At 43.4% G+C, this 24,815-nt stretch carries 13 protein-coding genes; all 13 read left to right on the forward strand.

All coding sequences use genetic code 11. The features are described from left to right. Positions 1–19 precede the first annotated feature (19 nt). The 13 genes from ACO06Y_RS05760 (at position 20) to ACO06Y_RS05820 (ending at position 24,473) form a co-directional block, all read left to right on the forward strand. The gene (locus tag ACO06Y_RS05760) at positions 20–2,473 is read left to right on the forward strand and encodes an FtsX-like permease family protein (RefSeq protein WP_422082875.1); all 2,454 of its coding nucleotides are present in this window, start codon (positions 20–22) and stop codon (positions 2,471–2,473) included. 57 nt (positions 2,474–2,530) lie between these two features. Further along, positions 2,531–4,960: an ABC transporter permease gene (locus tag ACO06Y_RS05765; RefSeq protein WP_422082876.1), complete on the forward strand. Its 2,430-nt coding sequence runs from the start codon at positions 2,531–2,533 to the stop codon at positions 4,958–4,960. Between the two features lie 10 nt (positions 4,961–4,970). Beyond that, positions 4,971–5,801: an alpha/beta fold hydrolase gene (locus tag ACO06Y_RS05770; RefSeq protein WP_422082877.1), complete on the forward strand. Its 831-nt coding sequence runs from the start codon at positions 4,971–4,973 to the stop codon at positions 5,799–5,801. A 2-nt stretch (positions 5,802–5,803) separates the two neighbouring features. After that, positions 5,804–8,182 (forward strand): ABC transporter permease, encoded by a 2,379-nt coding sequence (locus ACO06Y_RS05775; protein WP_422082878.1) that lies wholly within the window; start codon positions 5,804–5,806, stop codon positions 8,180–8,182. Positions 8,183–8,232: 50 nt separating this feature from the next. Continuing rightward, positions 8,233–9,339 carry a DUF2911 domain-containing protein gene (locus ACO06Y_RS05780; protein WP_422082879.1) on the forward strand — a complete coding sequence of 369 codons (1,107 nt, stop codon included), beginning with the start codon at positions 8,233–8,235 and terminating at the stop codon, positions 9,337–9,339. Positions 9,340–9,351: 12 nt separating this feature from the next. After that, a complete protein-coding gene (locus ACO06Y_RS05785) occupies positions 9,352–11,751 on the forward strand; it encodes an ABC transporter permease (protein WP_422082880.1) in 2,400 nt (799 codons plus the stop codon). Between the two features lie 106 nt (positions 11,752–11,857). Continuing rightward, the gene (locus ACO06Y_RS05790; RefSeq protein WP_422082881.1) at positions 11,858–14,215 is read left to right on the forward strand and encodes an ABC transporter permease; all 2,358 of its coding nucleotides are present in this window, start codon (positions 11,858–11,860) and stop codon (positions 14,213–14,215) included. 106 nt (positions 14,216–14,321) lie between these two features. After that, on the forward strand, positions 14,322–16,763 hold the full coding sequence (locus ACO06Y_RS05795; protein ID WP_422082882.1) for an ABC transporter permease: 2,442 nt from the start codon (positions 14,322–14,324) through the stop codon (positions 16,761–16,763). 102 nt (positions 16,764–16,865) lie between these two features. Next, on the forward strand, positions 16,866–19,295 hold the full coding sequence (locus ACO06Y_RS05800; protein WP_422082883.1) for an ABC transporter permease: 2,430 nt from the start codon (positions 16,866–16,868) through the stop codon (positions 19,293–19,295). Positions 19,296–19,501: 206 nt separating this feature from the next. Next, a complete protein-coding gene (locus tag ACO06Y_RS05805) occupies positions 19,502–21,886 on the forward strand; it encodes an ABC transporter permease (RefSeq protein ID WP_422082885.1) in 2,385 nt (794 codons plus the stop codon). Positions 21,887–21,986: 100 nt separating this feature from the next. Then, a complete protein-coding gene (locus ACO06Y_RS05810) occupies positions 21,987–22,994 on the forward strand; it encodes a glycosyl hydrolase (RefSeq protein ID WP_422082886.1) in 1,008 nt (335 codons plus the stop codon). Positions 22,995–23,247: 253 nt separating this feature from the next. Beyond that, entirely contained in the window at positions 23,248–24,327 is a 1,080-nt protein-coding gene (locus ACO06Y_RS05815) for a PKD domain-containing protein (RefSeq protein WP_422082887.1), read from the forward strand. Beyond that, entirely contained in the window at positions 24,324–24,473 is a 150-nt protein-coding gene (locus ACO06Y_RS05820; protein ID WP_422082888.1) for a hypothetical protein, read from the forward strand. Before ACO06Y_RS05815 ends, ACO06Y_RS05820 begins: the two co-directional genes overlap by 4 nt. Positions 24,474–24,815: the final 342 nt, after the last annotated feature.

A 24,815-nucleotide genomic window follows, 5' to 3' on the forward strand; every position in this document is an offset into this window, starting at 1 on the left:
TCATTAAAAATGAATAGTGATGCTAAAGAATTATTTTAAAACAGCTTGGAGAACCATCCTAAAGAACAAGGCATTGTTTTCGATTAATATCATAGGACTTTCCCTCGGGATTGCCACCTGTTTGGCCATTGCCCTTTTTGTAATGGATGAATTGAGCTATGACCGCTTTAATGAAAAGGCCGACCAAATAGCCCGGGTTGTACTCAACGCCAAGATGGGGGATGAAATAATAAAAGAAGCAAGCATAATGGCCCCTGTGGCCGAAGCCTTGGTTAATGAAATCCCAGAGATTTTGGATGCCACCCGAATTAAGAAAATTTCGGATGCCATAAAGGTCACCTACAAGGACAATACCCTTAGAAAAGGGAAAATGGCATTTGTGGATTCCAATTTTTTTGATGTCTTTTCATTTTCGCTCTCTCAAGGGAACGCAGTTACGGCATTAAGCACGCCCAAATCGGTCATTCTGACCAAAAAACAGGCTGAGGCTTATTTTGGCGATGAAGATCCGTTGAACAAAGTATTGAATATCCATGATATTGGGGTATACTCCAATTCAGGATATATAGATGCCAGCGGTTTATATACCGTTACCGGAATAATCGATGAAATCCCGGCCAACTCACATTTTCATTTTGAGCTATTGGCCTCAATGAGCAGTAACGGAGATGCTACCAACCAAAGTTGGTTAAACGGAAGCTACCACACCTATGTCTTATTAGAGGAGGGAGCAGATTTGGCGGATGTAGAAGATAAATTCCCGAATATCGTCAAAAAGTATCTCGGGCCCCAATTGCAAAAAAGCCTTGGTATCACCTTTCAGGAGTCTTTGGAGAAGGGCAATGCATTTGGATTTCGCCTCCAAGCCTTAACAGATATTCACCTGCATTCCAATCTCAGGGGGGAGTTTGAGGCCGGAGGTGACATCAAAACTGTCTATATGTTTGGGGCCATAGCAGTTTTTATGCTCTTGATTGCCTGTTTTAATTTTATGAACCTTTCCACAGCCAGTGCCTCAAAAAGGGTAAAGGAAATCGGTGTACGAAAAGTTCTGGGCTCCCAAAAAACACATTTAATCGCTCAATTTTTGATGGAGTCCTTTATTGCCGTTGCCTTTGCTATGTTCATAGGAATAGCCCTATTCATTGTCGCCTTGCCTTTTTTTAATGGATTGTCCGGCAAATCGTTTGACATCGCACAAATTTTGAACCCCGAAATTTTGTTTGCCCTTTTTGGTCTCGTTCTTTTAACCGGTCTTTTGGCCGGAGGCTATCCCGCTTTTTTTATGTCCGGCTTTAAACCAGTTCAAGCCTTGCGGAAAAGGTTTACCTCTGGTAATAGCAAAGGGATCAGAAGTGGGTTGGTAGTTTTTCAGTTTGCCATCTCCATTGCCCTTGTAGTGGCTACCTTGGTGGTCAGGCAACAGATGAACTATATTCAAAATAAGGATATTGGTTATGATCGGGAGGAGCTGATCGTGGTCAGGGATGCCGGTTTCCTTGGCGACGACCTTAGTGCCTATAAGGAAGAATTGTCCAGGGATCCCAGAATAATAAGTATGACGACCTCCGCTTTTATACCTGCTGGACCAACGGACACCAACGGTACGGTCATCACCTCAAAATCGGAGGTGGACCAAAAGCTGAGGTCAATGGTGTACAATGTTGATGAAAACTACATCCCTACGTTGGGAATGACCCTATTGGCAGGAAGAAATTTTTCCAAATCATTTGGCGATGAAAAGCAAAATATCATAATCAATGAAACCGCGGTAAAGACTTTTGGCTTGACCGGGAATCCGATTGGTCAAACCTTGACCGAGTCCTTTGATCTTAAGGGCGGTACAAGAATACTGAATATTGTTGGAGTAGTAAAGGATTTTCATTCCAGATCCCTTCATGAGAAAATCGAGCCGATACTCATGAAATTTAATCCATACTACGGGCTTATAATAAAAGCAAAAACCTCGGATATGGAAGGGCTACTTACCAAAATGGAGACCGAGTGGAAATTATTCGAAACTGGGGAGGCCTTTGACTACGCCTTTTTGGATGCACTTTTTAACGAAACCTATAACAAAGAACAAAATATGAATACGGTTCTTGGCATTTTTGCATTGCTCGCCATATTCGTGGCTTGCCTAGGTCTCTTCGGATTGGTCACCTTTACTGCGGAACAACGATTTAAGGAAATAGGGATACGGAAAGTATTGGGTTCTTCGGCCTCTCAGATTGTAGGTTTACTGGCCAGGGATTTTTTAAAACTGATTCTAATTTCGATGGTCATCGCGTTTCCGATGGGATACTACTTGATGGGCAAATGGCTTCAGGATTTTACCTATCGAATAGAAATGGAATGGTGGGTATTTGGCTTAGCGGGAGGCATTACCCTGCTCATCGCCTTTTTCACCATAAGTTATAGAAGTATACAGGCGGCGAATGCCAACCCTGTAAAGAGTCTAAGGGCAGAATAAAGGAACCTAGACCCGCCAGGTTTTAAAAACCTGGCGGGTCTAAAAAAAACGAAAACCATGATTAAAAATTACTTGAAAATAGGGATTCGAAATATACTGAAGTACAAGGCCTTTTCATGTATCAATGTTTTTGGATTGGCCGTGGCCATGTCGGTAAGTATGCTCATCATACTCATGTTGATAAATCAAAAAAGTTATGATCAGTTTCATGAAAGGAAGGACAGTATTTATAGGGTAAACATTGACCCTGCCAATCACAAGCGTCCGTATGCCTCAGGTCCCGCACCCTTGGCGGAGACCCTACGAACGGATTATCCCATCATCAAGGAAGCCACCCACTTACTTAAAGGGTGTGGGGGGGATGCCGTCTATAATAATAGTTTTTCCGAAATGCGCGGGTATTTTACCGATAATGCCTTTTTTAGAATATTCAGTTTCGAGCTCGAAAAAGGCGATAGGGCTACCGCCTTAACAAAACCCAATACCATGGTCCTATCGCATGAAGTGGCTCAACGACTTTTTGGGGATGAAGACCCATTAGGGAAAATAGTGGACTTCGCCGACCGGGGCATAGACCTATTTACGGATGAGGCCAAGGCACCAACGGATTGGGGTACCTATACGGTTACCGGCGTGCTGGCCGATAAGGATTATAAGACCCATCTGGAATTTGATGTACTGGTTTCCACGGCTTCGTTAAAGCAGTTGTATCAAGAAGGGAAAATGTACGACGCTTCTGAAAATTGGGGTGATTATTCTAGATGTTATACCTATGTTCTGGCGGAAAACAACGTAGACGAAAAAGAATTGAATTCAGCATTGGCCAATCTAGCCGATGAAAAATATAAGGGAGATGCGAATTTGGAGGGGTCGAAATTTATGGTCCAAGCGTTGACCAAGCTCACTCCGGGGCCTGTTTTGGGGAATGACCCTTCTTCGAACTTGCCCATGTTTGCCTACTATATCCTTGCCGGTTTTGCCTTGTTGGTCATGGTACTGGCCGTTCTTAATTATACGCAATTATCCATAGCCCGAGCGGTGACCCGATCAAAGGAAATCGGGATACGAAAAGTGAATGGTGCCTTTAGAAAGGATTTGATCGTGCAATTTCTAAGTGAATCCATGGTCCTGGTCTTTTTTGCACTGATTACAGCAGGTTTTTTTCTGGTCTTCATGCGCTGGGCACTTCTAAATCTATGGATGAACCAATTTTTGGGATTTGAACTTGTTCCCAATGCCACGGTCTACATCTCGTTTATAAGTTTTACTTTCCTCACCGGGCTTATTGCAGGTATTTTCCCTGCGCTCCGGCTCTCTGGATATCGACCGGTGAAAATATTAAAGGGGCCGGATGAAACGAAAAGAGGACGGTTGGGCATGCGGAAAACATTGACCGTTACCCAGTTTGTCTTTTCCCTATTTTTCATTGTCACCGCTATTGTGGTGTACAATCAGTTTCGATATTATATGGATTATGAATATGGTTTTAATGCCGAGAACATTATAAACGTAAACCTTCAGAGCAATGATTACAAACTGGTAAAGGGGGCATTCCATTCCGTTCCCGGAGTCTCGGGAATAGCGGGGACAGCGTATTATCCCGGTACGGGAAGAAATGACAACACCACCTTGACCAAGCCCGGTACCGAGGAACCGATCGAGGCCATTGATTTGAGGGCAGATGAAAATTTTATCGAATTATTGGATATAGGACTAATTGCCGGACGAAATCTGCCGGCTTCGGAATCCAGTTCGTTTGTAGTGGTCAATGAGACTACGGCCCAAACTTTCGGGTATGAAAATCCTGGTGATATTGTCGGGGAACTGTTTTATGAAAGAAACGGGGACAAGACCGTTGAAGTAGTTGGTGTAGTGGAAGATTTCACATTCTTCCTTCTATTTTCTTCAAAGAAGACGGGCCCTATCGTATTGCGGAACGAGCCGGAACGGTTCAACTTTGTCAGCCTAAAGATGGCCTCTGCCGATCAAGATCAACTTATCGCACAATTAGAGGAGGCATGGAAGACCGTGGATCCCATACATCCTTTAAAGTATGAATTCTATGAGCATAAGCTGGAAGGTTATAATCAGGCGGTTTTTGATTTGGTGGCGGTTATCGGATTCTTTGCCTTTTTAACCATAACCATAGCATGTTTGGGATTATTGGGGATGGCCATATATACCATGGAAAGACGTACCAAGGAAATAGGAATCCGCAAAGTTTTGGGGGCCCACGGATATATGCTGGTTTATCTGCTTTCCAAAGAGTTCTTGATTCTATTGGGCATTGCGGTCATCATCGCGGCACCCTTGAGTTATTATGTCAACAACCTTTGGTTGGATTTTCTGGTAATTAAAGTGTCTTTCGGGTTCGGTACCGTCCTTTTGGGATCGTTCCTTATCCTGCTATTAGGGTTTTTGACCATCGCACCACAGACACTTCGTGTTTCCAATCGCAATCCAATTACATCCTTAAGAATTGAATAAAAACTAAACTATGAAGCGCATACTGTTTACCGCCTTGTTTGGCATCTGTTTTTCGGTCGCAATTGCCCAGGATGGGACTAAAGTGCCTTACGGCTACAATGAGAGTGTCGGCCAATATTTTGAAGTCGCTACGGATACGAAACTGTATTATGAAATTTACGGGGAGGGTCAGCCTATCCTTATGCTCCATGGCGGTGTTTATGGTTATATCGATGAGTTTGAATTTTTTATCGATTCACTTTCAAAAGACTATCAAGTTATTTGTTTGGGGACCAGGGGGCATGTAAAATCCGATATTGGACACGAGCCTTTTACCTATGAGCAGCGGGCCGGGGATGCCAAGAAGCTCCTGGAGCATTTGAAGATCGAAAAAGCCAAGGTCATCGGATTTTCAGACGGGGGCTACGCAGCTTACCAAATGGCTGCCGACTATCCCAAAGCGGTTGAGAGGATGGTTGTAATAGGGGCGGGCGATAGTCCCGAGGGATCCGGGGTAAATTATGGATATTCCGAAGAGAAATTAATGAAGGAGGCCGGAGGGTATTTCAAAAAACGCCTGGCCGCCATGCCGGAACCGAAACGATGGGACGAAAGCCTACAATGGCTCAACGCACTCTATGAAAATGAAGTGGTGAGTGAAAAGATTTTCAAAAAAATTGAATGTCCCGTATTGCTTATGGCAGGAGATAAGGATCAATATTCAAATCCGGAAACCCTGTTAAAGGCACATGGATTCATAAAGGAATCGTATTTGTCCATCGTCCCTGGATGTGGCCATGTAGTTTTCTATTGCAATTGGAATGCCGTTTGGGCCGTTGTTGAACCTTTTTTAAAAAAATGATCATGTTCAGAAATCAACTAAAAATCGCATGGCGGAACCTAAAAGGAAATCCCCTGTTCTCATTAATCAATATCCTGGGACTTTCTACGGGAATGGCCAGCGCTTTCCTCATCTATTTTTGGGTTGCGGACGAAACTATGGTGGATAAGTTTCATGCAAACGAGCCCAACCTTTATCAAATCATGATGAGGAGCGAAGAGAACGGTATTATCAGGGTATTGGACGGAACCCAGGGACCCCTTTCCGAAGCGATGGAAAAAGATTTGCCAGAAGTGGAGCATGCCCTAACCGTTATGGATGGTGGAAAGTTGGGCATGAGTATTAGCTTTAAAAACGAAGAAAATCTGTTTAAAACCGAGGGGCTCTTTGCCAGTAAAACTTTTTTTGATGCCTTTACTTTTCCGCTAATCCGTGGTACCGCCTCTCAGGTACTATCCGACAAAGATGCGGTTGTCATTTCGGAGAATTTTGCCATAAAACTATTCGGATCGGTAGAAAACGCTATGAATCGTCCAATGGAATATAATATTTTTGGGAATGGACATTCTGCTAAGGTAACCGGTGTATTTAAAAATGTTCCCAACAATTCGACCTTGCAATTCAATTTTGTGGCCACCCGAAAAAAACTGTTGGAGGACATTTGGACCAATGGCCAGGTATGGACCAATACCGGACCGGACACCTATGTATTGTTGAAACCAAATGTTGATATTACCGCCTTTAATTTAAAAATCGAAAGATTCGTAGATAAATATGATGAATATAATACGTTCAGTCTTTTTTCTAGAAAGTTCTCCGATACATATCTTAAAGGGAACTATGAGAATGGGGTTCAAAGCGGAGGGAGGATTACCTACGTAAAACTATTTTCCTTTGTTGCCTTGTTGGTTTTGCTTATTGCCTGTATCAATTTTATGAACCTTTCCACGGCAAGGGTCTCCCGTAGGTTTAAGGAAATAGGGATTAAAAAGACCTTGGGGAGTACCAAAAGAAATTTGGTCATTCAGTTTTTGTCAGAATCCATCTTCATAACATTTCTTTCATTGGTATTGGCTCTAGTATTGGTCATTTTACTTATACCGGTCTTTAACTTTATTACGGGAAAAGAGCTTGGCATGAATTTGATTTTCCAACATATGTCTATCCTTCTTTTGGGTACACTAGCAACAGGATTTATATCCGGTAGCTACCCTGCATTTTATCTGTCCGGTTTTAGTCCGTTGGCAACCTTAAAAGGGAAATTTCAAGGGAAAGGGACGGAACTATTTGCCCGTAAGGGCTTGGTAGTCTTTCAATTTATGGCGTCCTTGGTGTTGATTATATCGGTATTGATCATTAACGACCAGATAAATTTTGCCCTTACCAAACCTATGGGGTATCAAAAGGATAATCTGATTCATTTTGATCTTGAAGGAAAAGCCTATGAGAATGCTCCCGTCCTGTTTGATGAAATCGAAAAAATTGAGGGGGTCGAAAGTATAGGTGGTCTAAGCGAATCCCTTATCAGTGAGGATGGTGGGTCTTCTACCTATGGTATTGATTGGCCCGGGAAAGCAGAAAACCTGGAAATCGATTTTATAATTCGCCGTGTAGATGAAAATCTGATACAGACCATGAACATTGAAATGTTGGAAGGGGATGCATTTACGGCTGAATTGGGATCCCCAGAAACCTATCTTGTACTCAACGAGGAAGCTACAAGATTAATGGGTCTAAAAGATCCCGTAGGCAAAAAAATACAGCTATGGGGCGAGGACAAGACCATTTTAGGGGTAATGAAAAACTTCCATACAGCATCCGTAATGCAGCCGATTTCCCCTGTGGTATTTAGATACGGCTCCAATCTCGATTTGGCCATGGTAAGAATACGGCCTGGAACTTCGGCAAAGACCCTAGAAAGCATAGAGCAAACCTACAATAGCTTTAACCCCGGCTTCAATTTTAGCTTTGGCTTTCAAAATCAATCCGTAAATGCACAATATCTTACGGAACAACGTATTTTAAGCCTCTCCAGATATTTTGCCTTCTTGGCTATTTTTATTTCCTGTTTGGGGCTCTTTGGTCTTGCCGCGTTTAATACGGAGTTAAGGATAAAGGAAATCGGTATTCGTAAAGTATTGGGGTCGTCATCGCTGGGAATATTAAGATTGCTATCATCGGATTTTGTAAAATTGATTGTATTGTCCATTGCCTTGGCAACACCCATAGCTTGGTATGCCATGAACGATTGGTTAATACAATTTGCCTATAGGACTGCGATTAGCTGGTGGGTCTTTGCCGTATCCGGCATTTTGGCCATAACCATAGCGATGTTTACCATAAGCTTTCAAGCGATTAAAGCGGCCAATGCAAACCCCGTTAAAAGTTTGCGTACCGAATAGATAGTATATACATTGAAACCAAACAATTTGAAAACACAAAGTAACAGAAGATGAAAACAAAACAACTAGCCACCTTTTTATTGGTCTTTTGCACGATGGGACTCAGCGCCCAAATAACCTTTCCCGCTGATGGGAACAAGAAAGCATCAGTCTCGGAGTTTATTGGGATTACCGAAGTAAAAATCATGTATTCCCGGCCTGGGGTAAAAGGTAGGGAAGACAAAATTTGGGGCAATCTGGTACATTACGGGTTTGCGGATTTGGGCTATGGCACCAGTAAGGCGGCACCTTGGCGTGCAGGGGCCAATGAAAACACCACCATTGAATTTTCCTCGGATGTATTCATAGAGGATCAGCCCTTGCCACAAGGCAAATATGGTTTTTTTATCGCCATGGGCGAGGAAAAAGCTACGTTGGTTTTTTCAAAATTCAATACGGCCTGGGGCAGTTTTTATTATAAGGAAAAGGACGATGCCCTACGCGTTGAGGTTCCGGTGCAAAACTTGGATGAAAGCGTGGAATGGTTAAAATACGAATTTAGTGACCAGACCAAGAATAGTGCCGTGGTCTCCTTGCAATGGGAAAAGGTAAAGATTCCCTTTAAAGTCTCCGTAGACTTGAATAAAATTCAGGTAGAGACTTTTAGAAGAGAAGTAGATTCCGGTATTTTTTATCGCTATTGGCAAAACCTACAGATGGCCGCCAATTATTGCCTCGTTAATAATGTCAATTTAGAGGAGGCACTGGGTTGGGCCGATCGCTCCATAAACTCCTATTTTGGGGAATCCAATTTCAAGACACTATCTACCTATGCCGGGTTGCTTGGAAAATTGGGCCGCCAACAGGAGGCGGATTCCATTATGCAAAAAGCCCTGCCCATGGGGACGGGCCAGGATTTGTTTTCATATGGCATCGGCTTAAACAAAATGGAACAGCATGAAAAAGCCTTAAAAGTTTCCAAAACAAATTATGATAAAAACCCGGAGGATGTGTATGCCCATTTGGGGATGGTGAGTGGGCACTATCACTTGGGCGATACAAAGAAAGCCTTGAAATTTTGTGAATCGGCCAAGGAAAAAACTACGAATCAGATGTTCCTGTCCTATATCGAAGGCCTGATCAAGGATATCAATGAAGGAAACGAAATTTTCAAATAAATAGGAGGAATAATGCTAAGACATCATATAAAGATCGCTTGGCGAAACCTTTTGCGCAACAAAGGGTATTCGGCCATAAATATTGGCGGCCTGGCCATGGGTATGGCCGTTGTTATGCTAATAGGGTTATGGGTACTGGATGAATTTACCTTTAACAGCTACCATGAAAACAATGATCGAATTGCGCAAATTTATGAGCGAGCCGAAAATCAGGACACAGGCGAGATCCAGGTAAGCCGTGCCATGATGCATGTGACCGGAACCGTTCTGAAAGAAAATTACCAAGACCACTTCAAGCATATTTTACGAGCCTTTTGGGTGCTTGATTATACATTGGGCACCAACGGCAAGACATTTACCCAAACTGGGGAATTCATAGAAGATGGGGCTCTGGAAATGCTTTCCCTTACCATGGTCGAAGGTACCTATGCCAGTCTGGAGAAAACCAACGCTATGGTGTTATCCGAATCCGCAGCTTTGACCCTTTTTGGGAAAGAAAACCCCATGGGGAAGCCCATAAAAATAAACAATAGCATGGATGCCGTAGTGACCGGTATCTATAAGGATTTGCCCAAGAATACCAGTTTTGAAAACGTACAGTTCTTTGCGAACTGGGATTTATTCGAGGCCCAGGATCAGGGGATTGCAAGCTCGCGGGATACCTGGGATAATTACTCGTATAATCTGTATGTGGAACTGAAACCCGAATCGGATTTTGGATCGGTGGATGAAGCCCTTAATAACTTCTTTATCGATTATGCCCCTAAGGAATTTGCCCGATTGGAGAAATATCATCCCAAATTGTTCATGTATACGATGGACAAATGGCACCTCTATTCGGAGTTTGAACAGGGGAAGGCCACAGGGGGTCGCATTACCTTTGTTTGGCTTTTTATCGGGATAGCCGTATTTGTACTTTTTTTGGCCTGTATCAATTTTATGAACCTCAGTACGGCACGATCTGAAAAACGGGCCAAGGAAATTGGGGTCAGAAAGGCCGTTGGATCCGGGAGAAAGCAGTTGATCCATCAATTTTTGGGAGAATCCCTCTTGGTTTCCGGAATAGCTCTTTTATGTGCTTTGGCAATCGTATGGATTTCTCTTCCCTGGTTCAATGAAATTTCGGATAAGCATATGGGTATGCCATGGGGGAATCCCTGGTTTTGGTCCATAACCTTGGCCTTTACCTTTTTAACAGGCCTATTGGCCGGAAGTTATCCTGCGTTGTATCTATCCTCGTTTACACCCTTAAAAGCATTTAGGGGAACTTTTAAGGCAGGCACGTATACCTTCGCACCGAGAAAGGTCTTGGTGGTATTTCAGCTTTCGGTATCCCTGGTGCTGGCCATCGGGACCCTGATCGTCTTTGGCCAAATTAAATTTACACAGGACAGGCCAATCGGGTATGATCATAGCCATTTAATCACTGTGGATATGAACAATCCGGATTATAGTGGAAAATACAACTTACTCCGTACCGAACTAAAAAATACGGGAGCAGTAGAGGAAATGGCGCAGTGTTCCTCCCCCCTTTCTGCATCGTATACAAGCTGGGGCGGGTTTGATTGGCAGGGAAAGGATCCGGATAGGGATACCAGTTTTAATATTTTTCAGGTAACCCATGACTATGGAGAAACCATAGGATGGGAGTTTTTGGAGGGGAGGGATTTTTCGCGGGAATTCGCCTCCGATTCTACTGCCATTGTCATCAATGAACGTGCGGTAGAGTATATGGGTCTGGAAAATCCCGTCGGCACCTACATTTCCAGGCAGGGCCAACCTTTAAAAATTATTGGTGTTACCAAGAATATGATTACGGATTCCCCCTATAATCCCGTAAAACAGGCGGTGTTTTTCCTGGATTATACATATACCAATTTTATCCATATCAAGCTAAAACCTGATGTAGGCGTCCAGTCTGCTATTGCTCGGATTGCATCGGTATTTGCCCAGGTAGTTCCCTCGGCAAACTTTGATTACAAATTTGTAGACCAGGAATATGGTCGCAAATTCGAATCCGAACAACGGTTGGGCAATTTGGCAGGTGTCTTCACCCTTTTAGCCATTTTCATTAGTGGTTTGGGTCTTTTTGGTTTGGCTTCGTTTATGGCTGAACAACGTACCAAGGAAATCGGGGTGCGGAAAGTGCTGGGGGCATCGGTATACAGCCTATGGCAGCTGTTGTCCAAGGACTTTGTGGCCTTGGTCCTGATTTCCTGTCTCATTGCCATTCCCATAGCCTACCATTTTATGGGACGATGGCTTCAGGGCTATGAGTATCGGGTGGATATTTCATGGGAGGTATTTGGTCTCGCCATTTTAGGGGCGTTGCTGGTTACCTTGTTGACGGTAAGTTTTCAGGCCATAAAGGCGGCAAATGCCAATCCCGTGAAAAGTTTACGGACGGAATAAATAAGGAGACGTAAGAGTATAGATTTAAGACGTAAGACCGCAGGTTTGTCATTTGGGAATAAAGGTAAAGTACAATTGGGGGACCTAGAAAATAAAAACAAGGAGTATGTATAGAAATTATCTAAAAATTGCTTGGCGCAACCTTTGGAAAAACAGAGGGTATAGTGCATTGAATATTTTTGGTTTGGCCATTGGAATCACCTGTGCCGGCTTGATATTGCTTTGGGTGGAGGACGAAATAAACTTCGATAGTGTTTTCCCAAAACAGGAACTTGTGTACTACGTGCCCACAAACAATCGGTTTGAAGGTCAGTGGCGTACATTTTATCAATCCACCCCCGGACCTTTGGCGCAGGCAATGAAAGATGAGATTCCCGGAATAGTAGGTAGTGCTAGGACAACTGGGGAAAATCTTTTGTTCACGGTTGGCGAAAAGGGCATTAACAGGTTCGGTAGATTTGTGGATCCCGATTTTTTGGACATGTTCAGCCTTTCCTTTATTGAGGGGGATGCCGCCACCGCTTTTGATGATTTTGATGCCATTGTGATTTCCAGGGAGACGGCCGAGCAACTTTACGGACGGAATACTACTGCCCTAGGCAGAGTGATTCGGGTAAACAAGGATACAAATTACCGTATTACAGGGGTTTACGAAAATTTGCCCAATAACGTGTCCTTTGGTTTTCAATGGGCTGCTCCTTTTGAAAGGTATGCGCTGGGCAAGGAGTGGATGAAGGAATACCGGAACGGTTTTGCCGACACTTTTGTAGAGCTTTCGCCGAAAGCCGATTTTGAAATGGTGGATGCCAAAGTACGCGAATTCATTCCCTCAAAAATAGGGGAAGAGGACAGATATGCCTTTCTCCATCCCATGAAGGATTGGCGTTTAAGATCTAATTTTGAGAATGGGAAAAAAGTAGGTGGTCAAATTGTCTATGTCCGGTTGTTTTCCTTTATCGCCCTGATTATTTTATTGATTGCCTGTATCAATTTTATGAACCTTTCCACAGCAAGAAGTGAAAAAAGAGCCAAAGAGGTAGGGGTTCGTAAAGTGTTGGGTTCTGGTAGGAGGAAGCTAATGGTCCAATTTATGGCCGAGGCACTGATTACCACATCCTTGGCGGCCCTGGCCAGCATCCTGTTCATTTGGATCCTGCTGCCCGAGTTCAACACACTCATTGGAAAACAACTTCAACTTCGTATGTTTGATGTGGCCCATCTACTTCCGCTTTTGGGCATTACCTTGATCTGTGGCCTCATTTCGGGATGGTACCCGGCATTTTATCTATCCTCTTTTAAGCCTGTTGAAACCATGAAAGGAGTGAAAGCCAAGGAAGGAAGTGCTCCCTTGATACGTAAAGGACTGGTCGTTGCCCAATTTACGGCTTCCATAGTATTTATTATTGGCACCATCGTGGTCTACCAACAAGTACGACACGTAAAAAGTAGGGAAATGGGGTATGAGCAGGAGAATCTTGTTCAACTTCCGGTAAATGGGGATGTACTAATGAATTTTGGACCTATTAGACAGGAAATGATATCCACTGGTGCTGTTGAAAACGTAGCCTTGATGAATAGTAACATACTTTTTGGTGGTAATAACAGCTCCGGCCTTCAATGGGAGGGCGGCAAGGATACCGAGGACGTACTTATTTCCCAAAGATATATAAGTGCCGATTTTTTCGATACCGCGGGAATGGAAATTTTGGAAGGTCGTGGTTTTACCAACGATGTTGGAACGGATAGTGAAAACGTCTTGATTACCCAATCCTTTTCAAAACTAATGGGCACGGGAAGTGCCATTGGCAAGCGAATACGTAGGAACGATACCGAATACACCGTGATTGGGGTAGTAAAGGATTATTTATATGGGGATATGTACGGGTCGGGCGATCCGGTCATGTTCTATAACAATCCCGAATATACCGGGAATATGTACGTGAGAATCAAGTCTGGTGTTCCTATGGCCAAGGCCCTTGCAGAAATGGAAGAGGTCATGAAAAAACAGAACCCGGCCTTTCCCTTTGAATATGAATTTGTAGAAGACACCTTTAATGCTATATTCACTAGTGAACAACTTGTGGGCAATCTTTCACGATCGTTCGCTCTTCTCGCTATCATCATTTCCTGTTTGGGCCTTTTTGGATTGTCGTCCTATACGGCCGAGCAACGAAGAAAGGAAATCGGAGTGCGCAAAGTCTTGGGAAGTAGCGTTGCCGGAATCGTCAAATCATTATCAATGGATTTTATGGGGCTGGTGCTCATAGCCCTACTGATTTCCGGCCCATTTGCCTGGTGGATGATGCAAAAGTGGCTGGAAGGGTTTGCCTATCGTATTGAGATTAATACCTGGGTATTTGTAATCGCGGGTTGTATCGCTATTTGCATTGCCCTATTGACCGTAAGTTTTCAGGCCATAAAGGCGGCAAGAGCCAATCCTGTAAAAAGTCTGCGGGCGGAATAAATACAGAGACGTAAGATTATAGACGTAAGAAGTAAGATCGGAGGTTTGTCATTTGGGCATTAGGGCCAAGTAAAATCAGGAAACCTAGGAAATAGAAACAAGGAGTATGTTTAGAAACTATCTAAAAATCGCTTTTAGAAACCTTTGGAACAATAAGGCATTTTCCATCATAAACATCATAGGTCTCTCCATTGGACTTAGTGCTTCGTTTGTCATTGGGGCCATCGTTTATTATGACCTAACTTTTGATAAGTTCCATCCCGATGGTGAACGTATTTACAGAGTGACCACCGATTTTAAGACCCCCGAAGCGGAATTTCATAATAGGGGGGTTGCCGTTCCTTTGGGAAAGGCTCTAAAGGAAGGGGTAACGGGGATTGAATTGACCAGCACTTTTTTCAGTGCATACGCTCAAAAGGCATATTCAAAAGACAGGGATAAAGTTTTCAGAAATCCGGGGAACCAGATTTATGCGGATAAGGAATACTTTCAAATCTTTTCTTATGAATGGCTTGCAGGGGCTCCTGAAGCGGCCCTCTCCAACCCCAATGAAGTGGTATTGACCGATAGGAGGGCTGGAAAATACTTTCCAGGAATGCGCCCCAATGAGGTCATGGGGAAAACAGTATTGTATAACGATTCCGTTCCTGTTAAGGTAGTTGGCGTAGTGTCTAATTTTAAAGATCAAAGCGATTTCATTTTTCAAGAATTCCTGTCCTTGAAAACAGCCCATAGCTTTGGCCAGAAAAACCTGATCGATAATGATGAATGGAATAGTACCAATTCCGGTTCCCAGGTATTTATAAGACTTGTGGATAACAATGCTTTGGGCAACGTACAACGACATTTGGATAGGTTATCCAAGGAAAATGAAGACGATGGAATGTACGACAGGGGCGAAACAAGGAGCTTCCATCTACAACCCTTGTCAGATATTCATCTGAATTCCGACTATATGGTTTTTGATCAAAGCGAGTATAGAGGCAGTAAGACCGTATTGAAAAATTTGATGTTCGTAGCCTTGTTTCTTCTGCTATTGGGGTGTATTAATTTCATTAATTTGAATACGGCACAGGCTACAAAGCGCTCTAAGGAAATCGGCATTCGGAAAACACTGGGGAGTTCAAGGAAACGTTTGGTCTTTCAGTTTTTGGGTGAAACATTTCTGTTGACCGGTGCTGCGGCCATCGTTTCTTTGTTTCTTTCTTCAAGGTTACTGCTATTGTTTAACGATTTTATACCTCCAGGACTAAACTTCGGGCTATTCTCAAGTCCGGTAATCGTGGGTTGTATTATTTTGTTGTTAGGGGTCATAACCTTGTTGTCCGGTTTTTATCCCGCCCTGGTCTTGTCCCATTTTAAACCCGTGTCCGTATTAAAAAACCAGGGATTGCCGGGAACGGGTAAGTCAACTTTGCGAAAATACTTAACCGTTTTTCAATTTGTTATTGCCCAGATTTTTATTGTAGCCACTATTTTGGTGGGAAAACAGTTGAATTTTTTAATGAATAAGGACATGGGTTTTAAGACGGAGGCCATTGCCTATATTGGAACTTGGAATAATCCGGATTTAAACAAGCGTCTAAACTTTGCGGAGGAACTAAAGTCCTTTCCGTTAATATCCCAAGTAAGCCTGGGTTGGAATCCTCCGGCATCTAGTAATATGCGCACAGCGGATATAGCGTACACGAACAAAGGGAGAGATATCCTTACCAGTGTACAACTGCTTTTCGGAGATTTAAATTATAGGGAACTTTTCGACATTAAACTATTGGCAGGGCGTGAGCGCCTTAATGATACCATCAAAGAGTATGTCATCAATGAAACCTACTCCAAAATGTTGGGCTTTGAACATCCTTGGGAGGCTATTGGGGAACCCTTAAGATTGGATGACGAATTGAATCCTATTGTTGGGGTCATGGAAGATTTCGATCAAGGCTCTCTTCGCTCCGCAATTCGACCAATGGCCTTGGTAGGGGATATATTCAGAAATGATTTTTCCCTATTTGAAATCGTCCATTTTTCCCTGTTGGGGCCTTCGGAAAATTGGTCGACCGTTATGGCCGAAGTAGAAGAAAAATGGAAAACCGCCTATCCCGAAATGGATTTTGAACTCCGTTTTATGGATGACACCATAAAACAGTTTTATGAACAGGAGCGAAGGGCGTCTATGTTATTGAAGTGGTCTACCGGTCTGGCCATTCTGATCAGTTGTTTGGGCCTCTTGGGCCTTGTCATCCACACTACGGAGCGGCGAACCAAGGAAATAGGAATTCGTAAAGTATTGGGGGCTTCATTGGCGCAGTTGAACCTATTGCTTTGTAGGGAATTTTTGATCTTGGTCGGTATAGCCTTCGCCATAGCCGCACCCATAGCTTGGTGGGGCCTGGACTATTGGTTACAAGGTTTTGCCTATAGGACGACCTTAAGTTGGTGGATCTTTTTTCTGGGCGGAATCACTATGCTCCTTGTTGCGTTGGGAATAATGAGTATTCGGACGCTTGCGGCCGCCAATGCCGACCCCGTAAAAAGTCTTCGGACGGAATAAACAAGATGTAAGATTAAAGACGTAAGACATAAGACCAGAGGTTTTTCATTTGGTCATAACGCAAAGTACGATTGAAAAACCTAGGAAATAAAAACAAGGAGTATGTTTAGAAACCATCTAAAAATCGCTTGGCGCAACCTTTGGAAAAACAGGTTCTATTCCGCGATAAATGTAGCAGGAATTACGGTCGCTATCACCTGTTTGCTTTTTGCATTGATCTACTGGAACGATGAGCATAGTTTCGATGATTTTCATACCCATAATCCAAACCTCTATCGAATCACCACAAACTTGGTAGAACACAAGGGGGCCATTGCCCAAACCGTAGGCACAACAGGTCAGGTACAGGGACGGGCATTCAAGGAGGCCGTACCTGAAATCAAAAAGTATGTGCGTGTCATGGGAGGTCAAATTAACAGTGAAGTTTCTGCAGGGGAGAAAACCCTTGGCCTTAACACACTTTTTGTTGACACCAATTTTTTTGAGGTCTTTACGTTTCCCCTGTTGGATGGAGATATGCAAACCGCGTTGGACGAGGTAAACGCCGTGGTACTTTCTGAAAATACGGCCTTGCGACTTTTCAATACTACCGATGTAGTGGGCAAAGCGCTGCATATGAAATCAAACCCTTCGTATCAGCGATTAAAAAAGCCGTTGGTTATCTCAGCAGTAGCAAAGAATCCTCCTAAGAACTCTTCGATTCAATTTGATATTTTACTGCCATTCAGCTTTCTTGAACTTGCTTTTGTGGACACAAATTGGCTGAATGCCTATTTGGGAACCTTTGTGGTTTTGGAACCTTCATCAGATTTAAAGGCGATAAAAGAAAAATTCAATCAAGTGTTTGCCGTCCACGCCAGGGATCAAGTGGAACAGAACATTGTGCGCTATGGCTTCGATTCCAAAATCAATTATGGCTTGCAGAATATGCTGGACGTTCACCTGAACCCGCTCTTGAGCGATAATGATTTTAATGGTGAGTCCGGGATTGTTAATACAAGCAACCCCATATATTCCATTGTTTTTATCGCCATTGCCTTGTTGATCTTGCTCATGGCGGCCATCAATTTTATAAATATTAGCATAGCTTCCGCCATAAACAGGGCAAAGGAAATTGGGGTCAGAAAAATAACCGGAGGAAGCAAGACTCAAATTATTTCACAGTTCCTTATGGAATCGGGCCTGCTGTGCAGTATGTCATTGCTACTTTCCCTATGGATCCTAAAGATGTTGACCCCGTTTTTTAATACGCTTACGGATAAGCAGTTTGTATTTGCGGAAATGCTAACTTTTCAAGCAGGGATCTTCCTAATTTTAATTTTTGGATCGGTTATTTTACTTACCGGCCTTTATCCGGCTTTTGTCCTTTCCAAATTACGTCCTTCGGAGGTGCTTTATAACAAATTGAAATGGAGCAGTAGGAATTTAGCCGGACGTGGATTGGTTGTTTTTCAATTCTCATTGGGTATATTTTTGCTCATCGCGGCCATTGTATTCCATGACCAAATGGATTATATACGGGCCAAGGATTTGGGCTATAATCCCAACCAAATCATTACCACTTCTATTTCAGGGAACAGGGATCATGCCGCTATCGGCAAGGTGTTGAAACAAGAGTTATCCAAAGAATCGGCAATAGAATCAGTTTCCTACGTCCAAACTTACGGGTCTCATAGTGTAATGGCCAATAATAGGCAGTTAGAATCCAAATTCCAAAGAGTCGATGAAAACTATTTACCCGATGTTGAGATTCCTATGCTTTTGGGGCGGAATTTCTCTACTGATTTCGCGACCGACCCGACAAATTCAGTTATTGTAAACGAGACATTTGTACAGGAGAGCAATTTATCCGATCCATTGGGAAAATCGATAAACTTGATTGAAAATGATGAAGGTCAACAGAGGAAAACCATAATCGGGGTAGTGAAGGACTTTCATTTTGGTTCGCTCAGGGAACCTATCAAACCAATGGTCATGTCTATGCTGCAAGCCCCATATGGGAAAATTTTGGTCAAATTTCAACAGTCAAGGCAACAGGAGGCTATTCGGGCATTGGAAAAGGTGTACAAGACCATTATGCCGGATGCCGTGTTTACCTATGATTTTTTGAATGATTTGAACGCAAAACAATACAAACGGGAGCAGCAATGGCAAAAATTGGTCAATATAGCCACCGTTCTTTCCCTGATCATCTGTTGCATTGGACTGCTGGGCATGGCTCGTTTATCGATAAATCAACGCATCAAGGAAATTGGGATTAGAAAAGTCTTGGGGGCAACGGTTTCGCAAATCGTAGGGCTTCAAACGACCAATTTCCTGAGATTAATTGGCATTGCCTTTGTAATTGCGGCTCCTATCGCTTGGTGGACGGCCGATTCATGGCTTCAAAATTTTGCCTATCGTATAGAGTTATCATTTGGGTTGTTGGCACTGGCAGGAGCAGTTTCTATATGTATCGGCACTGCAGCTGTAGGTTTTCAAGCCTTAAAGGCGGCAAATGCAAATCCGGTTAAAAGTTTAAAAACGGAATGAAGAGGTCTATGATGACATATTTAATTGGAACCAGATTTAAGGTGTCCAAATGTTTTACACACTATCCTCTGTTTTCTCTTCAATAAGGGTATAAAATATTGATTTATAGAGCAATATGATTATGGCATGTAAATAGATTAATGACTTTCCTAAATAGTGCCATAAAATCGATATTCGACACATAACTTATACTAAAAATGGCCACCATGTTCAGAAACCACTTGACATTACCATTACGAAATCTTTGGAAAAACAAATTACTTTCTTCCCTAAACCTTTTGGGCCTAAGTATTGGTATTGGCAGTGTGTTGACCCTAATGTTTTCGGTGTATGCCTACTATACTGCCGATGCCGATATAAGAGACCAAGAAAACATCTACTACTTCAATACCATAACCCCGGGTGGCGCAAAATACAGGGAAACCCCATACCCTTTATTGGATAAAATTTTGGAGACCTCACCTCAGGTAATTGCAGGGACACACCTTCACGGTTGGGACAATATGTGGTTGGAACATGGTGACAAAGAACTGCAGGAAGAGACGGATTATGTAGATTCCGAGTTCTTTGAAGTGTTCTCCCTGCCCTTAAAATATGGTGATGCCAAGACCGCCTTGGAAAGGAAGTATTCCGTTATCCTTACCGACAGGGTCAGTAAAAAGATATTTGGCGATACCAATCCCGTTGGAAGAACGATTACGGGGGCGGACTCCTTGAATCTTACGGTTACAGGGGTTTTTGAACCTATAAGTCCATATTCTTTTTTTCGTTTAGGGGTAGTCTTACCTAATGATATACTGAAGGACAATCCTTATTTTCTTTCCAGATTAAATTGGGCAGACAGTTTTTCGCTAAGTTATTTCAAGGTTCAACCAAATACGGATATAGCACAATTGACGAAACATGTGAATCAATTGGCACGGGAAAATTACGCAGACCCAAGTGTCTTTACCGAGTTAAGGGCCGCACCTTATTCCCAAAGCAGGATGGATGCCATACCCGTGGTAAAAATTATCATTAACGGATGTATTGCCGCATCCTTTTTCGTATTGCTCATTGTATTGGTCAATCTGCTCAACCTGAATACCTCCACTATGTTTAGGCGTACCAAGGACATTGCGGTACGGAAGATTTTGGGTGGTGGCAAAAAGAGCGTTGTCCTACAGTTTTGTGTAGAAAATGGTATTCTGGTTTTTGTCTCCATCCTAATTTCGGGAGGACTTTTCCTTGGGGTACTGCTTCCTAAAATGAACGACATTTTTGGAACGGATTTTGGTAAGATACAGTTTGATCTGGCGAAGGACTATCCGGTGGTGCTGTATACCATCGCCTTGGGCCTCTTGGTCACTTTGGTCGTTGGTATTCTTCCTACTCTCCGCTTTATATCCGTACCGGTTGCCATGGGGATTAAGGGAAAGATAGCTGCCGTTAAGGGCAATTTCTTTTTTCGCAATTCTTTTATCATTCTACAATTTGCCATAGCCATTCTTTTTATATGTGGTGCGATTATTTTGAACGATCAAATTGGCTTCATGAAAAGTGCCGATGTTGGTTTTGACCGGGAGGACGTTATTGTGGGTAACATTGCGCTCGACTATAGAAACCCGGAACGGGCAAACTCGGAATTTAGGGCCTTTTTGGATAAACTGGACACAAACCCATATGTAAAAAGTTTTTCTACAAGCCAGGTTATTCCATCTGATTATTACAATGCCTTCAACCCGTTTCATGACCCCGAAACCAAAAGGGACGTCCGTACCCGATATGCCTATACCGATGAAGGCTATCTAAAAACGCTGCAAGTGCCGATAGTAATGGGAAGGGACTTTAATGAAGCCATGGATACCGCAGAGGAGAATGTTGCCATTATAAACCGTAGTGCCCTGGAAGCCTTTGGGTGGGAATCCATTGAAGGTAAACGGTTGAAGTTTAAAAACAGCAATTTTGAAGGGTATCCAGTAGTTGGGGTGATGGAGGATTTTCATTACCAGGATTTGCAACATGGCGTTGAACCCCTAGTGCATTATTACAGGCCCCAAAAGGATTTGGGTACCCACCGCTATATTTCGGTAAGGACGATGCCCGGCCATGGCGATACCGTCCAGGAATTTCTAAAACGGTCATTTGGAACCATAGCTTCTCGAAGAACCTATGAACAAAATTATTTAAGCGAAAAGGTCAGTAGCCAGTACAATCTGATCGAGGGCATGCTAAAAACGGTCAATGTAGTGGCCTTGTTGACGATTTTTATCTCTTGTCTGGGCATGTTCGGGCTAATTTCCTTTATGGCAAAAAGGCGGGTCAAGGAAATAGGAATCCGCAAAGTATTGGGCGCGGGTGTATTTAAGATCGTGGTCTTGTTGTCCAAGGACTATATATTGCTTGTTGGCGTCGCTGCCCTTATTGCCTTTCCCATCGCTTGGTATGTCATGGACACATGGCTGGCCAGTTTTGCGTATAGCATTACCATCCAATGGTGGATGTTTGCCTTGGGCGGATTGATCGCTTTTCTGATTACCAGTTTCACATTGGGCATACAGGTGGTAAAATCGGCTACGGCCAACCCCGTAAAAAGTTTACGAACTGAATAGACTCCTGCATTCATGACGATTATCTTGTAGTTCTAGGTTGAAATCCCGAAATTTGAAGGACAAGCTTGGAACGGAGCTGGATACTAAAAAGTGAATGAAGATGCGTACGCTATTTATACAAAAAGTGGTTTTCGGAATATCGATTTTATCTGCTTTGATGGCCTTTGGTCAAATGCCACCGGTAAATAAAAACGCCACCAAGGAAGCCAAGGCCCTTCTGGAATATATCTATGCCTTGGATGGTAGGATCCTATCCGGACAGCATAGTTATAACCATGAACCGAAGCGGTACTATGATCGGGCCCAGGAAATCAGTGGAAAATACCCGGCCGTCTGGGGAACGGATTTCTATTGGAGCGGTTCTGAAGATCCGGGGGAAGGGGTAGTCCAGGAAGCTATACGAAAACACAATGAAGGGGCCATAATTACCCTAATGTGGCATGTAGGCAAACCTACGGATGATGCCCCATTTCCATGGAAAAAAAGCGTACAGGGCGAAATTTCCGATACCGAGTGGAAAGAGTTAATCACTCCTGGCACGAGCTTGCACAAGAGATGGTTGGCCCAGGTAGATCATATAGCCAAGAATCTCAAAAAGCTGCAGGAGGCCAATATTCCGGTATTATGGCGGCCCTATCATGAAATGAACGGGGTTTGGTTTTGGTGGGGCGATAAAAAAGGCACGGAAGGATTCTCCAAACTCTGGAAACAATTATTTAAGCGTTTGGTAGAATATCATAAGTTGAACAATCTCCTATGGGTGTGGAATGCCAATGGCCCTAGGGACATCCCTGAAGATGAAGCCTTTGATTATAAGGACTATTATCCTGGACATGAATATGTGGATATTCTGGCCACGGACGTGTACCATTCCGATTACGAACAGAAGGATTATAAGCAACTATTGGCCTTGGCAGAGGGGAAGCCTATCGCCTTGGGGGAAGTCGGTACACTTCCCAAGGTCAACGTCCTAAAGGCCCAACCCCAATGGTCCTGGTTCATGGTCTGGTCCAATTGGTTGGAAACCGCTAATAGTGAAGACCAGGTAAGGGATGTCTATAATTACGAAAAAACCATTGATAGGGAAAATATTGGGCTACAAGAATAGTCCGGAACCTAACTGGGACACGTATCGGATAGAACTTACCGATTTCCTTTTTACTATCCCTGTGCCAAACATCTATTTTGAAGACCTACTCCGAGGAAAGCGACTTTACCGGTTAAAGGATGAAGTACACCGTTCACGCGACGATACATGGAGAACGGAGATTTCGCCCCTAATTTAGATATCGAAATAACATAAGCTACAAGTGAAACCCGGCAGGGGTACACTTGAACTAACTACGCAAATACACTTCGATATGAAACCCCACAACTACACTCGCATCGTATTCGCACTGACCTTGGTGCTTGCTTTTTCTTCGATTCATGCACAAATTACCTTAACCCAAAATATTGGGAGAACAACAGGAGAATCTTCATCGTCCTGTGAGAATGGCATTTCATATGGTAGGGCCTTTGTTCTCCAGGACTTCGGTGTTACCGAAAACGACCAACTTATACTTGATTCGGTCGAAATAGCATTTAGGCAATGGTATGGACAGGACACCTTTGGGATGCTCCGTGTTAATGTTTATGAAATTGACGGGAATTTTCCAAATTCCTTTGACCCCACCAAATTGATAGGATCCAGTCAGGATGTGGCCCTGACCGGGATGCCCGCACCTTTTACAAAACCAACACCCATACAAACGTTACGGATTAATTTTGACGCCCCCCTCGTTATTCCATCCGTTATTGAAAACGTGTTTATTGAAGTTACTTCCCTTGCTCCGGAAGGACATTTTCTCTATGCCGCTTTTACCGAGGGGGAAACAGAACCGGCCTACTTCAAGGATTGCCACACCTCCGAATATATGACGGCAGCTGATCGTCTCGCCAGTGTGCATCCCACATCGCACCGTGAAGTATCTCCCAATTATTATTTAAAGGCTTTCGGCACGCTCAACAGCGTCTCCGACTACCGAATCAATTACATTTCGGCCTGCTCCGATTTATCCACAAGTTTTGATCTTACGGATAGCCGGCAGATTGCTACCGTGACCTGGGATTTTGGCGATCCTGACTCGGAGGCAAAAAATAACTCCACAGACCTTAACCCGAACCATGAATTTTCATCGGGAGGTACCTATACCATAACCGCCCGAATCACGACCAAAGCATGGCGCGAGTTACGCCTCACTACAACCCTAAACGTCACGGAGAATATAACGGTATATCCTATGGATGATGTGCTTGCCTTTGAAACCACATCCGGCACAGGTACCTCCTACACTTTTGATACCTCCCTTGTTGAATCTACCATCCTTGGTGGACAGAGCGGTCTGATGGTCTCCTATTTTGATGGGGAAGGCAATCCACTCCACTCCCTAACCGCATGAGCAATCTTGATATAGGCAAGGAAACCATTACGGCCCGGGTGGCCCGCTCCAAAGATTCCGGTTGCTATAAGGAAACTGCTTTCAATCTCATCGTACAACCTCCGTCTTTGGCCCTTTCCTCCCAAAAACCCGTTGGCCTACGCTAAGGGGAGCAACGGAATTTCGGAATGTTTCAACACTTATAGATGGTACTGAACGTTCTTGGTAATCGGACTGCCTCCCAGTCCGATTTTTTCGTTAAGAGCACGAATCTGTTTCCTCCACCTTCTCCAAATCCTATGACAAACACGTCCCATATCATGGGACTATCACCTCTAGGGTCATCAACTTAACCATTCTAATCGTTTTGATCGAGCTTTATCCAAAGCCATGTAAATATATTGTACACCTCCTGTCCAAATATTTTACACCCAACCGCTTTTTTTCTTTGATTTAATCTCCAGGCATCTGATTTTTAGAGCATTACAGTTATGGCATGAAGATCGAAG

It is taken from the genome of Ulvibacterium sp. (genome assembly GCF_965228935.1).
Lineage (GTDB): Bacteria > Bacteroidota > Bacteroidia > Flavobacteriales > Flavobacteriaceae > Ulvibacterium.

Coding starts and splice junctions, on each gene's coding strand:
- ACO06Y_RS05780 (WP_422082879.1), top strand. CDS start 8,233: ATGAAAACAAAACAACTAGCCACCTTTTTATTGGTCTTTTGCACGATG.
- ACO06Y_RS05800 (WP_422082883.1), top strand. CDS start 16,866: ATGTTTAGAAACCATCTAAAAATCGCTTGGCGCAACCTTTGGAAAAAC.
- ACO06Y_RS05760 (WP_422082875.1), top strand. CDS start 20: ATGCTAAAGAATTATTTTAAAACAGCTTGGAGAACCATCCTAAAGAAC.
- ACO06Y_RS05815 (WP_422082887.1), top strand. CDS start 23,248: ATGAAACCCCACAACTACACTCGCATCGTATTCGCACTGACCTTGGTG.
- ACO06Y_RS05775 (WP_422082878.1), top strand. CDS start 5,804: ATGTTCAGAAATCAACTAAAAATCGCATGGCGGAACCTAAAAGGAAAT.
- ACO06Y_RS05795 (WP_422082882.1), top strand. CDS start 14,322: ATGTTTAGAAACTATCTAAAAATCGCTTTTAGAAACCTTTGGAACAAT.
- ACO06Y_RS05765 (WP_422082876.1), top strand. CDS start 2,531: ATGATTAAAAATTACTTGAAAATAGGGATTCGAAATATACTGAAGTAC.
- ACO06Y_RS05770 (WP_422082877.1), top strand. CDS start 4,971: ATGAAGCGCATACTGTTTACCGCCTTGTTTGGCATCTGTTTTTCGGTC.
- ACO06Y_RS05790 (WP_422082881.1), top strand. CDS start 11,858: ATGTATAGAAATTATCTAAAAATTGCTTGGCGCAACCTTTGGAAAAAC.
- ACO06Y_RS05810 (WP_422082886.1), top strand. CDS start 21,987: ATGCGTACGCTATTTATACAAAAAGTGGTTTTCGGAATATCGATTTTA.
- ACO06Y_RS05820 (WP_422082888.1), top strand. CDS start 24,324: ATGAGCAATCTTGATATAGGCAAGGAAACCATTACGGCCCGGGTGGCC.
- ACO06Y_RS05805 (WP_422082885.1), top strand. CDS start 19,502: ATGTTCAGAAACCACTTGACATTACCATTACGAAATCTTTGGAAAAAC.
- ACO06Y_RS05785 (WP_422082880.1), top strand. CDS start 9,352: ATGCTAAGACATCATATAAAGATCGCTTGGCGAAACCTTTTGCGCAAC.